Annotated in this window: 13 protein-coding genes and 1 pseudogene; 8 read left to right on the top strand and 6 right to left on the bottom strand. The window is 62.9% G+C overall.

Annotated elements, in window-relative coordinates; translation table 11 throughout:
* Position 1: 1 nt before the first annotated feature.
* Positions 2-877: an extracellular solute-binding protein gene (locus AC57B6_RS20500; protein ID WP_106354782.1), complete on the bottom strand. Its 876-nt coding sequence runs from the start codon at positions 875-877 to the stop codon at positions 2-4.
* Between the two features lie 245 nt (positions 878-1,122).
* Here AC57B6_RS20500 and AC57B6_RS20495 point away from each other — a divergent pair, with 245 nt between their 5' ends.
* The 3 genes from AC57B6_RS20495 to AC57B6_RS20485 are packed head-to-tail and all read left to right on the top strand — an operon-like array spanning position 1,123 to position 2,752.
* Positions 1,123-1,611, top strand: coding sequence for a molybdopterin-dependent oxidoreductase (locus tag AC57B6_RS20495; RefSeq protein WP_496421991.1), 489 nt, complete (start codon positions 1,123-1,125; stop codon positions 1,609-1,611).
* A gap of 54 nt (positions 1,612-1,665) precedes the next feature.
* Positions 1,666-2,301 (top strand): nitrogen fixation protein NifQ, encoded by a 636-nt coding sequence (locus AC57B6_RS20490; protein ID WP_496421990.1) that lies wholly within the window; start codon positions 1,666-1,668, stop codon positions 2,299-2,301.
* A 52-nt stretch (positions 2,302-2,353) separates the two neighbouring features.
* Positions 2,354-2,752: a winged helix-turn-helix domain-containing protein gene (locus AC57B6_RS20485; protein ID WP_244144027.1), complete on the top strand. Its 399-nt coding sequence runs from the start codon at positions 2,354-2,356 to the stop codon at positions 2,750-2,752.
* Between the two features lie 76 nt (positions 2,753-2,828).
* On the opposite strand, the gene AC57B6_RS20480 is transcribed toward AC57B6_RS20485, so the two are convergent.
* Both AC57B6_RS20480 and AC57B6_RS20475 read right to left on the bottom strand, forming a co-directional pair.
* Positions 2,829-4,181, bottom strand: a complete 1,353-nt coding sequence (locus AC57B6_RS20480) for a DUF2325 domain-containing protein (protein WP_496421989.1) — start codon at positions 4,179-4,181, stop codon at positions 2,829-2,831.
* 129 nt (positions 4,182-4,310) lie between these two features.
* Positions 4,311-4,841, bottom strand: a complete 531-nt coding sequence (locus AC57B6_RS20475; RefSeq protein WP_496421988.1) for a hypothetical protein — start codon at positions 4,839-4,841, stop codon at positions 4,311-4,313.
* A gap of 269 nt (positions 4,842-5,110) precedes the next feature.
* Between AC57B6_RS20475 and AC57B6_RS20470 the strand changes: the two are divergent.
* Positions 5,111-5,590, top strand: a pseudogene (locus AC57B6_RS20470) (nuclear transport factor 2 family protein).
* A gap of 109 nt (positions 5,591-5,699) precedes the next feature.
* A complete protein-coding gene (locus AC57B6_RS20465) occupies positions 5,700-6,578 on the top strand; it encodes a 2OG-Fe(II) oxygenase (protein WP_030100465.1) in 879 nt (292 codons plus the stop codon).
* An 87-nt stretch (positions 6,579-6,665) separates the two neighbouring features.
* On the opposite strand, the gene AC57B6_RS20460 is transcribed toward AC57B6_RS20465, so the two are convergent.
* From AC57B6_RS20460 to AC57B6_RS20450, 3 genes are all read right to left on the bottom strand, one after another.
* Entirely contained in the window at positions 6,666-7,100 is a 435-nt protein-coding gene (locus tag AC57B6_RS20460) for a GNAT family N-acetyltransferase (RefSeq protein WP_030100466.1), read from the bottom strand.
* A 118-nt stretch (positions 7,101-7,218) separates the two neighbouring features.
* Positions 7,219-8,658, bottom strand: a complete 1,440-nt coding sequence (locus tag AC57B6_RS20455) for an MFS transporter (RefSeq protein WP_183804029.1) — start codon at positions 8,656-8,658, stop codon at positions 7,219-7,221.
* 325 nt (positions 8,659-8,983) lie between these two features.
* Positions 8,984-9,865, bottom strand: coding sequence for an isocitrate lyase/PEP mutase family protein (locus AC57B6_RS20450; protein ID WP_028194614.1), 882 nt, complete (start codon positions 9,863-9,865; stop codon positions 8,984-8,986).
* 170 nt (positions 9,866-10,035) lie between these two features.
* Here AC57B6_RS20450 and prpR point away from each other — a divergent pair, with 170 nt between their 5' ends.
* The 3 genes from prpR to ahpF all read left to right on the top strand — a co-directional run bounded on the left by prpR (position 10,036) and on the right by ahpF (position 14,486).
* Positions 10,036-12,045 (top strand): propionate catabolism operon regulatory protein PrpR, encoded by a 2,010-nt coding sequence (gene prpR, locus AC57B6_RS20445; protein WP_496422067.1) that lies wholly within the window; start codon positions 10,036-10,038, stop codon positions 12,043-12,045.
* 136 nt (positions 12,046-12,181) lie between these two features.
* Positions 12,182-12,745, top strand: a complete 564-nt coding sequence (ahpC, locus tag AC57B6_RS20440; protein ID WP_028194612.1) for an alkyl hydroperoxide reductase subunit C — start codon at positions 12,182-12,184, stop codon at positions 12,743-12,745.
* 148 nt (positions 12,746-12,893) lie between these two features.
* Positions 12,894-14,486 (top strand): alkyl hydroperoxide reductase subunit F, encoded by a 1,593-nt coding sequence (gene ahpF, locus AC57B6_RS20435; protein ID WP_028194611.1) that lies wholly within the window; start codon positions 12,894-12,896, stop codon positions 14,484-14,486.
* The last annotated feature ends 347 nt before the right edge of the window (positions 14,487-14,833 follow it).

The following is a 14,833-nucleotide window of genomic DNA, read 5'->3' as shown; positions in this document are numbered from 1 at the left end:
CTTACTGTGCCGCGTCGATCACGGCCTGGACCGAAGGCGGCATTCCCTGTACATCGCCGGTAATGGTCGGCTTGATCACGTCGACGCCGTGTTGCTTGAGCAGCGCGCGGCCTTGCGCGCTCAGCAGAAAGTCGACGAAGCTGCTCGCGCCGTCGCGGTTCGGGGCGTCGCTCAGAATCGTCAGTGTGTAGCTTGCTTTAGCCTGCAATTCGGGCGCCGGACGGAGCGCCGGAATTTTCAGGTCGGAGGTTTCGGTCGAGTAGAAAAAGCCGGCGTCGAGCTGACCGGATTGCAGGCGGCCCACCAGCGTTTCTTCAGGCAAAACCTGAGCGGGATTTTCCGCGTCGCCCAGCGTTTTTTCGACGAGATCCGCTTGATGGTAGAGCGCCGCGGCCTTGGTCATCATCTCGACGGTGAAGGCACCCTTCGGATCCAGCTTCGGATCAGTACGGCCGATGCGGATGCCCGGTTCCTGCAACACCTGGTCCCAGCGCTTGCTCCTGAAGTCTGCCGCGAATCTGCTTTGCGGGTTGTAGCCGATCATCAGCGGCGATTCGGCGAAGTTCACATACCACGTCACGTGATTGCCGTTCGCCTCGCCCATCAGGCTGGTGTTTACCTTCGGGCTGGCGCTGATGAATACGTCGCCGCGCCGCAGTTTGCCCTTGATTTCGTTGGCGATCTTGTTCGAGCCCGCTGCATAGCCACGGAAATGCTGGCCGGTCGCCTTTTCAAAGGCAGGCCCGACGCTGCGCTCCATCAGATTGACGAGCGAACCGGCGTACAGCACGTTGACCGTATTGTCCTGCGCGAAGGCGGGCGCGGCCGTCACCACGCCCGTGACGACAACGAAAGATGCCAGCAGCTTGCGAATCATGCGATTAACCCCGATGCGTTATTAAGAGCGATATATTACGACGTCATCGCCTTGCGTTGTGCGTCGTTGCGCGCCTGGTCCGATCGATTAATTGAGCGGGAAGGTGCGCACGTAGCGGGTGCCGCCCGTGCTGCCGGCGCATACCGACGCATTTTTGCGCCATGGCGATCATCGCAGCGTAATATACACACGGACATAACGAGCCAACAAGCGGCTCAGACACGAAATGCTGGAGATAAACGCATATGGATGGTGTGAATGAGATTGCCGCGCCTGCCGTCGAAAGCGCGCTCGTCCTGTGCGGACGATTTCAGCGCCCGTTGTCTTTCGACCTCGAGCGGCTCAAGGCGTACGAAAGCGTGCTGTCCACGCCCTTCGACCTGCGCTGCTATACGACGAACCGTTTTATCCGCAGCGTCGAGCCATACCGCGGCGTGCGTTTGACGACCTTGCTCTCGGAAGCGGGCCTGCCGAACGAGGTGCCGGGCGAGTTCAAGCGCACGGTATTCGTGGCCGTCGGACACGATGGTTACGTCGTGACGTTTTCATGGCATGAGTTGTTCAACAGCCCGATCGGCGAGAACGTGCTGGTCGCATACGAATGCGGCGGCCGCGCGCTCGACGCCGAAGACGGCGCACCCATTCTGTTTTCCGGTTCGGACATTCTGCCCGCCCCACGCCACGTCAAACGACTCGCCCGTATCGAGGCGCATGTTTTGAGGCCGTTGGGGTAGGCGATCTGGGCGACTGGCGTAACATGGTCCGTTGCTCATCATTGCGTTGCCGCCATGCCTGACGAACCGCTTTCGCCTGCTGTTGGAGGTGCCGTGCCCGGCACCGCGCCGCTGCGTGCGCCGCTCGATGCGCCGGTTGCCGAGCGCGCGGCCAGGTGGCTGGCTGGGGCGACGGACGCCGCCTCGCCCGATACACAACTGTTCGCCAGACTGATTGCCGCGCGCGACGTGCGTCACGAACTCGCGCTGCTGGGCTTGCCGCAGCCGGCATGGCGCGCGCTAGTGGCGCGGCACTTCGCGCATGCGGCCGCGCTTGCGCCGCTATCCGCGTTGCCACCGGTGGACACCGGCGAACACGCGGCATTCGTCGACACGTTGCGCGCGCTCCTGCTCACGTATGCCAGCGGCACCGTCGACGCGGACGACGCCCTCTGTCTTGCTTCGATCATCGCGCACGCATGCCTGCGGCCCGATCACCTGTGGCGCGACCTCGGTCTTGCGGGCCGCGAAGAGGTCACCTGGATGCTGACGCGTTATTTCCCGAAGCTCGTAGCCTTGAATGTCGACAATCTGCGCTGGAAGAAATTCCTTGCCCAGCAACGCGCGCTTTCGTTAGGGCTTGAGCCCGGCCCGGCTCCAGGTTGTCCGGGTTGCGAAGACTACCGGCATTGCTTCCCCGGCCGCCATTGAAGGCCGTTTAGCGTGGGTGGCAGGGCGAGGCGGTTCGTGTATCCTTTCGCGCATGGCTGATACCGCGAAAACCAAACCAAGACCCGCGACGAAATCCGCGAAACCGCGCCCCGAAGTGCGCTTCAGAATGCGTATTCTGAGCGGCGACGCCGTTGCGCTCGGACCCGGCAAAGTCGAACTGCTCGAAGCTGTGCGCGAACACGGCTCGATCTCGGCGGCGGCGCGCAGTCTCGGCATGTCGTACCGGCGCGCATGGCTGCTGATCGACGAGTTGAACCGCTCGCTCAAAGTGCCCGCTACCCATTCGGAGCAGGGCGGGCAGAGCGGCGGCGGCTGCACGTTGACGCCGGTGGGCGAAGACATTATTCGTCTGTACCGCGAGGTCGAAATCGAGGCGCAACGAAGCTGCGCAAAACAGATTGCCGAGTTGACCCGGTTGATCCGCCCGTAAGCGTCGGAGTGCTATCCGGTTCAGTGTCCGGGGTTTAAGCGTAAGCGGCTGGCGGCTACCTCTTACCACCGGCAACTCAACTGTGGCGCAGGCAAAACGCCGTGGGCGGCGGATTACCTAACTGGGCAAGATGTTCGGGCCGCAGCCGGTCCATCAATTCGACGAAACTCGCCACGCTCGCCGTGCGCAACGGGTGGTAGTCGATCTGATGGCGCTCGCATACGCGCTTAAGCGTCGTCATCGAATCGTGATCGACGCAGTCCACCGGAAACACGACGATATCCGCGCCCGGCAGCGCAGCGGCAAGCAGACCCTTGCGATCTTCCACGCCGCCGTCATGCACCACGAAATCACCGCCGGCGGCTTCCACCAGCCGCTTGAGCGCGGCATTCGAGCCGGGGCGGCCGCCTACATACACGACCCGTTTGCCGCGTACGCTGTCCAGGCTCGCTTGCCGCATCCTGACGGCGCCATGGCCTTGGGCGGCATCCACCGTTGCGCGCTCCAGTGCATCACATTCGCTTTGCACCAGTTTGAGGAGCGCCAGCGCCTGATCGTGGCTCTTGCGTAACGCCAGCGCCGCGCCTCGCTCCTGCAGCACCCGCTGCTCCGCGGCCTCGCGGCGGCTGGTATGCAGGGCCACCCACTGGTCGGTGTCGGCCAGTTTGTCGCGCAGTCTGGACACTTCGGCTTCGAGGTCCGTGGGGTCCGTCGACATCTGGCGCGCGGCCAGCGCGGTGAGCTGCGCGATCTGCTCATTGAGCGCGGCGATCGACGCATCGCGCTGCCTGCTGATTTCCTGCAAACGGGCTTGCTGCCGCTCGATTTTCTCTTTCAATTCGGCGTTTTCCGCTTCGAGCGCAACCAGCCTGCGAATGTCCGCGCGATTCGCCGCGCCGACCAGATGCGACAGCATGTGCAGTTCGCCGAACGCTTTCTGGCGGATGTGCAGGTTCGCATACGGATGCGTCATCAACGCCCAGTAAGCCGGTGGGATGTCGCCGTTTTTCAGCGCTTCGTCCCAGAGCTTCTGCAGTTCGGCCTGGTCGGCGGCTTTGTCGAAGCGCCGGATCGCGGCCGCATAGCGCTCGTCGAGCAACTTGTGCAGGGCTTTGGCGCCCGCGCCGCCATCGATCGCGAGTTCGACCGCCGAGTGATGAATCTCCAGATCGCTCGCGTCCCGGCTGTCGAGGGTAGTGAACTTAGGCACCAGCTTGCGCAGCTCATGTGTGCTGAGACAGGTGCCGATGATCGAACAATGCAACTGGCCGTCGAGCTCGGCGAGGCGCGCGCGCCGTTTGACGTTCGAGAACGACGTTTTGGCGGGCGTGCAGCACGGATCGGCCGCGCGCAAGCCGGTGCCGGCCAGTTCGTCGCTGGACAGCTTGAGACGCGAGGGTTGGGCAAGGCGAAACGGGGGCGTGTGCATGAGGACCTCGAATCCGGTTCTGGCGTCAGGCTGAGAGAGCATGCGTGCTCGACATGCACGTCACGCACGGCAAGCAAGCGTCGCTTTCGATATATTCGAAAAGATATAGCGCTGGGCAAATAAAAACGTTCATTTGTGGCTATGGCGATCCAGCACGTGCCCGACGCACAGGCCGATAAAGGCTGTGTCGAGCCGTTCGAGTTCCGCTACCACCTTGCGCAACGCGACCAGATCGTTGCTATAGATGTCCGAGAAAATCGCGTCGCGAAGCTGCTCGGCCGAGCGCGCCTCTTCAATCGACGCTTTCAGCTCGCGCAGGCGGACGAACGCCGCCGCCCTGGCCTCTTCGGCGAGGACCGAGAGCAACTGGTTCAATGAGTGCGAACCCGAGGTGCCCACCGAGGCGAAGTTCAGGCGATCGTCCGTCAGCATCGACACGAAGCGCTCCACGCTGCCATAAAGGCGCCGGTAAGCATCGACGACATCCCGGATTAACTCGGCGCGGCCCCGTTCGGACGTCGACTTGACCGCAACAATGGTCGACGAAAAATCCGTCGGAACGCGTCCCGAAGGGTTGGCCGAGGTGGGCCGCACGATCGGTCGCGAGGTGGATGGCGCTGCGGGTTCCGCTGTAAGTTGCGCTGTAACTGGATTACGCACCGCTGCTGGCTCCTGCTGGCTTGTTTCGCTTCATCGTGCGCGGGCGACAGGCGAGCCGCCGCGCTTCACGAAGCATACCGTGATATTCGACAGGATATAACGAAAGGCGGCGCGAGTGTTACAGAGGCCGCACCCCGGCCGCGCCGTTTTCCGCTATCGTGTGATGCCTGCGCGCCTCAAGTCCTGGTGCGCGCTCCTTTTCCGGATCGTCTCCACGGCCGGCAACGCTTCAGCACAAGCAATGAGCCATTTCAAATGAGCCATCCCCGATGAGCCATCCCAATACCGAACTGATCGAGCGTTTTTACACCGCGTTCCAGCAGCGCGACGCCGACACCATGGCCGTCTGCTACGCCGACGACGTGGTCTTCAGCGATCCGGCCTTTGGCGAGCTGCGCGGCGAAGAGGCGCGCGATATGTGGCGCATGCTGGTGGCGCGGGCGCAGGACTTCTCGCTGACGTTCGACGGTGTCGAAGCCGATGAGCATAATGGTCGCGCTCACTGGGTGGCCCGTTACACTTTCAGTCAGACAGGCCGCACGGTGGTCAACCGCATCGACGCCCGCTTCAGGTTTCGCGAGGGCCGCATCGTCGAACATCGCGATGCGTTCGACCTCTGGCGGTGGACCCGTCAGGCTTTAGGCGTCAAAGGTGTGCTGCTCGGCTGAACCCCTTTCGTGCAGCGCGCAATCAGGGCACAGGCAAGAAAAGGCCTCGATCTCTATCGCCGCAGACAGCGCAGCGCGTAAGAGATCAACCGGAGACCGGCCGGAGATCAACGCGCTTTGCTCCATCCAGTCTTGCTATGCCCCGGCCAGTTGATGCAGTATTTCGTGATATGAACAAGCGGGGAATGCTATGCCGGTAGTGGATGCGTCGTGGGAAGCGTGGCTGAACAGCAATGTGGCACGCGGTTGCAGCATCGACTCGATGATCGACGCGATGGTGCAGGCCGGCTTCGCCACGGAAGCCGCGCGCGTGGAAGTGCACAGGGCGTTTGGCAAGGACCCGGTTGACGCGGGGGGCTCGCCGCCGGGTGCTACCGAGGCCGCGCTGGCGAAAGCCGCGCCGCAAACCTACCAGTACGACACGCCGCCGGTTGCGCGCGGCAATGTGATCCGCGCGCACGATCGCGACGTCCGCGTGCTGATGCGTTGCGAGCGGCCGCAGGTAATCGTGTTCGCGGATGTGTTGTCGCCCGAAGAATGCAACGAGATGATCGAACGCTCGCGGCATCGGTTGAAGCGCTCGACTACGGTCAATCCCGCCACCGGCAAGGAAGATGTAATCCGTAACCGCACCAGCGAAGGCATCTGGTACCAGCGCGGGGAAGACGCGTTCATCGAGCGGCTGGACCGGCGCATAGCGAGTCTGATGAACTGGCCGGTTGAAAACGGCGAGGGACTGCAGATCCTGCATTACGGCACGACCGGCGAATATCGTCCGCACTTCGACTATTTTCCGCCCGATCAGGCCGGCAGCGCGGTTCATACCGCGCAGGGCGGCCAGCGCGTGGCAACCCTCGTGATCTATCTGAACGACGTGCCCGACGGCGGCGAAACGATTTTCCCGGAAGCGGGAATGTCGGTCGCGGCGCGACAAGGCGGCGCGGTGTATTTCCGCTATATGAACGGCCAGCGCCAACTCGATCCGCTGACCTTGCACGGCGGTGCGCCGGTGCTCGGCGGCGACAAATGGATCATGACGAAGTGGATGCGCGAGCGGGCCTACGGCTGACGCGCAAGCAATACGCGCGAGGGGCGCGATTTTTCCGCTATTCGGCCGCGTGACGCCCGGACCGGCGTCCGGCCGCCCGTGCTTCGCTCAAGCAGTCTTGTAGACGTCCGGATTGTGCAGTTCCATATAACGCTCCGGCGTCGTCAGTCCTTTGAAGCCGTGCGGCTCGTAGACGTGGTGAGCGTCGGTCGTGACCAGCACGATCCTGCGCAAACCGGTCAACTGTGGGCTGGCAAATACGTGCTTCATCAACGCCGAAGCGTATCCCTTGCCGCGATAGGCCGGCAGCACGAAGACGTCGCACAGGTAGGCGAAGGTCGCCTGGTCTGTGATCAGGCGGGCAAACGCGATCTGCCTGCCTTCGATATACGCGCCGAAACAGAGCGAGCCGGCCATCGCCCGGTCGAACGTCTCGCGTGGCATGCCCTTCGCCCATGGGGTCTGCTGGGAGAGGAACGCATAGATCATCTCGATGTCGAGATCGGCCTTGTTGTCTGAAATTGTCAGCTCGTTCGCTGGCATCGCGTCTCTCCGCGTGTTCTGGTTAAGCAATCAAAGGAGGCAGTGCCGGCACGGCAGCGCGGTTTCTCTTTACGTCTCTATTCACGCTTCCATTGCCGCTTCACGGCCCGCGTTGTCGTCAGCTTTTCGCCGGGCCCTCGACGCCGCGCGAGCCGCCGCCGATGCTCTGTCCCGCGTTGCGCGCGAGGCCCAGGTAACCGGTCACGGACACCAGCGTCAGCACACCGGCAAACAGAAACGCCAGGCGGAAATCGTCCAGCGTGAAAACGTGGCCGCTTGTCTCGCCATTGAAGACCGCTGCCGCGCGCAGCGAAACGGCGCCGAAGGCAATGCCCAAACCGATCGTCATCTGGGCGGCGGCGCTCCATAGCGTGCTGGCCGCGCTCATCTGCGGTTGTGAGACGTCGGCGTAGGCGAGCGTGGCAAGCGTCGAGAATTGCATCGAGCGCGCCACGCCGTAAATGAACACGACGAACAACACCAGCACGAGCGGCACGTTCGGCGTCAGCAGTCCGCAGGCAATGATGAAAATGCCGGCCACCGTCACGTCGATAATCGACACCATGCGGAAACCATAGCGTTGCAGGATGCGAGTGGTCAGGGCCTTCATGCCGAGATTGCCGAGCGCGCTCGCGAGCAACAACAGGCCCGACTTGAACGCCGACAAGCCGAAACCCACCTGGAACAGCAGCGGCATCAGATACGGCACCGCGCCAATGCCGATGCGGGTGAACGAGCCGGTGACCACCGTCACGGAAAAAGTCGGGATTTTCAGCGTGGAGACGTCGATCAGCGGATGCGGGAGACGTTTCGCATGCTGGAACGCCAGCACGCCCATCAACAAGCCACCGAGGATGACCGCGCCGGCCACCCAGGGATTCTCGCCGGGCTGGCTCGCCAGTTCGGCGCCGTACAAAATCGCTGTCAGCGTGGTGGCGCTCAGCAGGAGCCCGACGACGTCGAGCGGTTTGCGTTCGGTGCCGCGCAGGTTAGGCACCAGCGCGAGCGCAATGGCCATTGCGGCCAGACCGAACGGCACGTTCAACAGAAAGATCCAGCGCCAGTTCGCATACGTGGTGATGAAGCCGCCCACCGGCGGCCCGATCACCGGCGCGGCAATCGCCGGCCATGTGATGGTCGAGATCGCCTGCATCATGCGGCTCTTCTCCGTACTGCGGACCACGATCAGGCGGCCGACCGGCACCATCATCGCGCCGCCCATGCCTTGCAGCAGCCGCGCGGCTGTAAATTCGGCCACATTCTGCGACAAGCCGCACAACACCGAAGCCACCGTGAACACGCCGATCGCGCTGACGAACACCGTGCGCGAGCCGCAGCGGTCGGCAACCCAGCCGCTCACCGGGATGAAAATCGCCAGCGCCAGCATATAGGCCGTCATGCCCAGGCTCAGGCTGTTCGGTCCGACGCCGAACGAGTGCGCCATTTGCGGCAGCGCTGTGGCGATTACCGTGGTGTCGAGATACTCCATGAAGAAGGTGGCGGCCACAATGTACGGCAGCCAGCCGACGTGCGAATTGCGTGCGCCACCGCCGGTCATGAGCTCTTCCTCATCGCACCGCGTGTGGATTCGCTGACGCCGCCGCGCCGGCGCGTACTCAGAGCGCGTGTTGACTTCATGTTTTTGCGACTACCTTTCGAAAACGTGTTTCCGGCATCCGGATATAGACGATCAACAGGATCGCAGACCATACGGTGACGTACCAGTCGAGATACGACTCATGGCTGCTAGCCTCGAATCGTAACGCAACAAACCCGGTCGTACCTGCGAGGATCGCAGCGGCCAGCGCGTAAGGCAAGCCGACGGCGAGCGCGCGGATGGGTGCCGGAAACAGTTCGGTCTTCGCCAGCAGGTGAACTGCCGCTCAATCCTTCGCCGCGTACTCCTTGTCGAGCTTGTCGTACAGCGGCTTGTTCACGAGGCGCTGGCGTTCGCTGAACGGCGCGACCAGCGTAGCGTCTTCATCGAGGCGGCCGTTGCTCTTCAACGTGCCGAGCGCGCGCTGCATGCCGAGCACCGCGCCTTGCAGCGCCGCGTTTGCGTACAGCACGATGCCGTAGCCGAGTTTGGCGAGCGCTTCACGCGATTGCACCGGCGTCTTGCCGCCGATCACGATGTTGATCAGTTGCGGCTTGTCGAACAGTCCTGGAAGGCGCTCGATATCGGCGAGCGATTCGGTTGCTTCGATAAACAGAATGTCCGCACCGGCTTCGATAAAGCGATGACCGCGTTCGATCGCGTCTTCAATGCCGTGGACCGCGGCCGCGTCGGTGCGGGCCATGATCTGCAGATTGCCGTCTTCGCGGGCATCGACTGCCGCGCGGATCTTGCCGACCATTTCGCTCGTGCTGACGACTTCCTTGCCGGCGAAGTGGCCGCATTTCTTCGGCATGATCTGGTCTTCGAACTGGATCACGTCGGCGCCGCTGCGCTCCAGCACGCGCACGGTCTGGCGTACGTTCAGCGCGTTGCCGAAGCCGGTGTCGGCGTCGACGATCAGCGGCAGGGCAACCGCGTCGCGAATCCGCGCGCAATGCTCGGCGACTTCGGCGAGGCCAATGAAGCCGAGATCGGGCAGGCCGAGCGACATGTTGGTGACGCCCGCGCCCGTGATGTAAATCGCTTCGAAGCCGGCGTCCTCGATCACGCGTGCACTCATCGCGTTAAAGGCGCCCGGCACGAGCAGGCCCTGGCGTTGGTTGACCTTGGCGCGGAAGGCGGCGCGGCGGGTGGCAGAAGTGCTCATGGCGGTATGTCTCCAGATGGGAAGTAAGTGATGGAAGCTAGGCCTGACTGCGCAGGAACCATGCCATTCGCCGGGTCCTGGAATTAATGCCGAACAATCAGTAGCTTAGGCTGAGCGGGAGCAGAGGCTCGGTTCATGGCAGAATGCTGGTGTGTTCCATGAAACGTTTAATGGAACGTTTCAGTTGTGAACGGAGCGCTGCAGTGTCTATTTTCACGTCGTCTGTTGCTGGTCCTCAACCGGGCCTGCCAGGTGTTGCTCTGGTCAGTATCAGCCGCTTGCAATCGGTTTGCGAGACGGTCGCGCCGCGTTATGCCGATCGCGCCAGGTTCTTTTCGGTCCGTGAAGGCTACGGCGCTGCCGTTACGGCCCTGCAGGCCTACGTGGACGCGGGTTCGGTCGATGTGGTACTAGCGGCCGGATCGAACGGCGCGTACCTGCGCGACAACCTGAGCGTCCCGGTGGTGATGGTCAAGGTGAACGGTTTCGACGTGCTGAGCGCGATCACCCGCGCCACCACGAGCTGGCCGGGCGCGCAGATCGGCCTCGTCCTGCATGAAACCATCTCGCACGAACTCGCGGACCTGCGCGCGTGGCTGAACATCGGCCTGAAGCAGCGCGCCTATCGCTCGATCGACGAAGTGCGGCTGGCGGTCGCGAATCTGGCGGCTGAAGGTTGCAGCGTGATCATCGGCCCGGGCATGGCCTGCGATTTCGCCCAGCAAGCTGGTATGGAGAGTGTCTTTCTGTACTCGCTCGGCGCGGTCGAAGAAGCGTTCGAGCGCTCCGTTGAACTGGCGCGCGTGAGCCGCCAGAAGGAATCGAAGCGGGTGCGCCTGAACACGATCGTCGCCCATTTGCGCGACGGCGTGGCCGCCTTCGACGATGCCGGCCAGCTCGAAGCCATCAATCCGGCAATGCTGGATCTGCTCGGCCTCGACCGCGAACAGGACGTTGCGGCGCAATTGACACGAGCTGTTGGCCCGCTGCTGCGCGGGACGCTCGAACATGGCATGCCGGTCGAGGAGCGAATCGAGCAGATCGGCGGCCGCGCGCTGATCGTCAACTGTATGCCGATCGTCGAGCAGGGCCTGCGCTCGGGCTCGGTGCTGACGGTGCAGGACGCGCTGGTCGCGCAGCGGATCGACCGCTCGCTGCGCACCAGTCAGCGGCCCAAACATCTGGTCGCGCGGCACCATCTGGACGATCTGGTCGGCAGCTCGCCGGCGCTCGAACGGGTGCGGCGGCTCGCCCGCGCGGGTGCGGCTCACGACGCCACCGTCCTGTTGAGCGGCGAAAGCGGCACCGGCAAGGAACTGGTCGCGCAGGGCATCCACAATGCCAGCCGGCGGCGCGGCAACCCGTTCGTTGCCTTCAACTGTGCGGCGCTCCCCGAAGGGCTGATCGAAAGCGAGTTGTTCGGCCATGAGGAAGGGGCGTTTACCGGCGCGCGCCGCGGCGGCAAGCCCGGCCTTTTCGAAATCGCCCATACCGGCACGATTTTTCTCGACGAAATCGGCGAGATGCCGCCGGCGCTGCAAAGCCGGCTGCTGCGCGTGTTGCAGGAGCGTGAAGTGATGAAGCTCGGCGCCGGGCGCGCGACGCCTGTCGACGTGCGGGTGATTGCCGCCACACATCGCGATCTGCACGCGCTGGTCGCGCAGGGCGTGTTTCGCGCGGATTTGTATTTTCGTCTGAATCTGCTTCAGATAGCGTTGCCGCCGCTGCGCGACAGGCGCGGCGATGTCGAACAACTGGCGCGGCACCTGCTGGAGCGCAGCGCGCGCCAATATGGGCTATCGGAGGCTGCGCTCGAGCGGGTGCTGACCTTTCTCACGCCCCTGTTCAAGCACTATGCATGGCCTGGCAATGTGCGGGAGCTGGAAAATCTGCTCGCGCGCGCCGCTATTTATCTGAACAATGCGGCCGGCGACGAGTGGCAGGACCTGCAAACGGTGTTTCCTGAGTTCGGGCGGATGCGTCAGGTGGCCGCAGACGGGGACGGCGCGATGGATCATACCAGGCTCACCGGCGATAGTCCGGTCCGTCGTTCACCCAGCCGTCGGGACCTCGAACGCGCGCTCGAACAGGCCGGCGGCAACCGCGCCGCAGCAAGCCGGGCGCTGGGCATCGGCCGCACAACCCTCTGGCGGCTGATGAAGGATTTACCGGAAGATTGATGCGCTGCAATAGCCTCCGGCAGCCGTTCAAATAGTAATAAACTATCAAAATAATTGAAACACACCACTTTACCTATTAAGCAGTGTCTGACATACTGACTCCACTTTCCAACCACTCAGAAAGAGGACTCAGTAAATGCCGATCATCAACAGTCAAGTCAAACCGTTCAAGGCGCAGGCATATCACAACGGCGATTTCCAGACCGTCACTGAAGAAGACCTGAAGGGCAAGTGGTCGGTTTTCGTTTTCTACCCGGCTGACTTCACCTTCGTGTGCCCGACCGAACTGGGCGACCTGGCCGACCGTTACGCCGAATTCCAGAAGCTCGGCGTCGAAATCTACAGCGTGTCGACCGATACGCATTTCACGCACAAGGCTTGGCACGACACGTCGGACACGATCCAGAAGATCAAGTACCCGATGCTGGCGGACCCGACGCTGGCGATTTCGCGCAACTTCGACGTGCTGATCGAAGAAGAAGGTCTGGCACTGCGCGGCACGTTCGTGATCAACCCGGAAGGCGAGATCAAGCTGGCCGAAATCCACGACAACGGCATTGGCCGTGACGCTGGCGAACTGCTGCGCAAGGTGCAAGCTGCGCAATACATCGCGGCTCACCCGGGTGAAGTTTGCCCCGCCAAGTGGACGCCGGGCGCTGAAACGCTGACCCCGTCGCTCGACCTGATCGGCAAGATCTAAGGTCTAAAGACCTCTGGCAGTAAGCGCCTCACGGCGCATCGCCGTGCGGACCGCGTCTTACCGCGGTTCGCACGTCCCCGGGCTGCGCGCTCCTATCCGGATGCGCACAGCGCGGGACCCAACACCCCTCGTCACGGAATCGAAAGCCATGCTGGACGCCAATCTCAAGACTCAGTTGAAATCCTACCTCGAGAAGGTTAGCAGACCTATCGAGATCGTTGCTTCGCTCGACGACAGCGCGAAATCGCAAGAGCTGCTGGCGTTGCTGAACGATATCGCGACGTTGTCGGAACGCGTCACCGTGATCGAACGCCGCGGCGACAGCGAGCGCAAGCCGTCGTTTTCGATCGGCGAGCCGGGTAAGGAAACGGGCATCCGTTTCGCCGGTATTCCGATGGGGCATGAATTCACGTCGCTCGTCCTCGCGCTGTTGCAGGTCGGCGGCCATCCGGTCAAACTCGACGACGCGGTGATCGAACAGATCCGCAATCTCGACGGCGACTATCAATTCGAAACGTATTTTTCGCTGTCATGCCAGAACTGCCCGGAAGTCGTCCAGGCGCTGAACGTGATGGCGCTGCTCAACCCGCGCATCCGTCACGTGGCGATCGACGGCGCGCTGTTCCAGAACGAAGTCGAAGCGCGCCAGATCATGGCGGTACCGACCATGTTCATGAACGGCGAAGTGTTCGGCCAGGGCCGCAGCGGTGTGAAGGAAATCCTTGCCAAGCTCGACACCAATGCCGGTGCGCGTGCTGCGAAGGAACTGGAAAAGAAGCCGGTGTTCGATACGCTGATCGTCGGCGGCGGCCCTGCCGGCGCGGCCGCGGCGATTTACTCGGCGCGTAAGGGCATTGCCACGGGCGTGGTGGCCGAGCGCTTCGGCGGCCAGGTGCTCGATACGCTGGCGATCGAGAATTTCGTCTCCGTCACGGAAACGGAAGGACCGAAGTTCGCGATGGCGCTCGAACAGCACGTGAAGAGCTACGAAGTCGACATCATGGACGTGCAGCGCGCCGAAGCGCTGATCCCGGGCCGCATCAACGAGGTGCGTCTGGCGAATGGCGCGGTGCTGAAGGCAAAGACGATCGTTCTGGCAACCGGCGCGCGTTGGCGCGAAATCAATGTGCCGGGCGAGCGCGAATACCGCAACCACGGCGTGGCGTACTGCCCGCACTGCGACGGTCCGCTGTTCAAGGGCAAGCGCGTGGCGGTGATCGGCGGCGGCAACTCGGGCGTCGAAGCGGCGATCGATCTCGCGGGTCTGGTGCGTGAAGTGACGCTGCTGGAATTCGGTGCGCAACTGCGTGCCGACGAAGTGCTGCAACGCAAGCTGCGCAGTCTCGCCAACGTGACCATCGTGACGCAGGCACAGACTACGGAGATCACCGGCGACGGCAAGAAGGTCAACGGTCTGGTCTACAAGGACCTGCGCTCGGGCGAAACGAAGAGCATCGAGCTCGAAGGCGTGTTCGTGCAGATCGGCCTCGTGCCGAACACCGAATGGCTGAAGGGCACGGTCGAGTTGTCGAAGCACGGCGAGATCGTCGTCGATGCGCGCGGCGCCACGTCGGTGCCGGGCGTGTTCGCGGCCGGCGACGTGACCACGGTTCCGTTCAAGCAGATCGTGATTGCCGTAGGCGAGGGTGCGAAGGCGTCGCTTTCCGCGTTCGATCACCTGATCCGCAACAGCGACGCAGACGAAGTGGTCAGCGAGGCGGAAGCTGAAGCGGCAGTTTGATAAGCGTTGTGTGAGTAGAGAACGGCGGCCTGCGGGCCGCCGTTTTTGTTTGTGGTCGGTCGGGATTCGCGTGAATGCGGCTTCGATCGCACGCGTTTTCGCGTGACGGCGGCGCCGACGCTCCGAAATGCACTGCAGCAAACAGGCAAACGCCCGTTTCATTCACCCGCTCGACGCCCATCCTTCCTGCCGCGTTGAGCGCCCCTTTGTTTGGAGCCTCCCACCTGGGCCAATTCCTTGGCTATCCCACCGCTCAGGCCATATAAATCTGGGGTCGGGCGCGTGCCGCCGACATGCGTACTGGCTTGCAAGCGCACAGCGTGCTGCCGCCAGGCGACATAAAACAA

This window comes from Paraburkholderia sp. BGA-UO-ETr-F12 (assembly GCF_059567945.1).
This window is presented reverse-complemented; position numbering and strand designations above follow the sequence as displayed.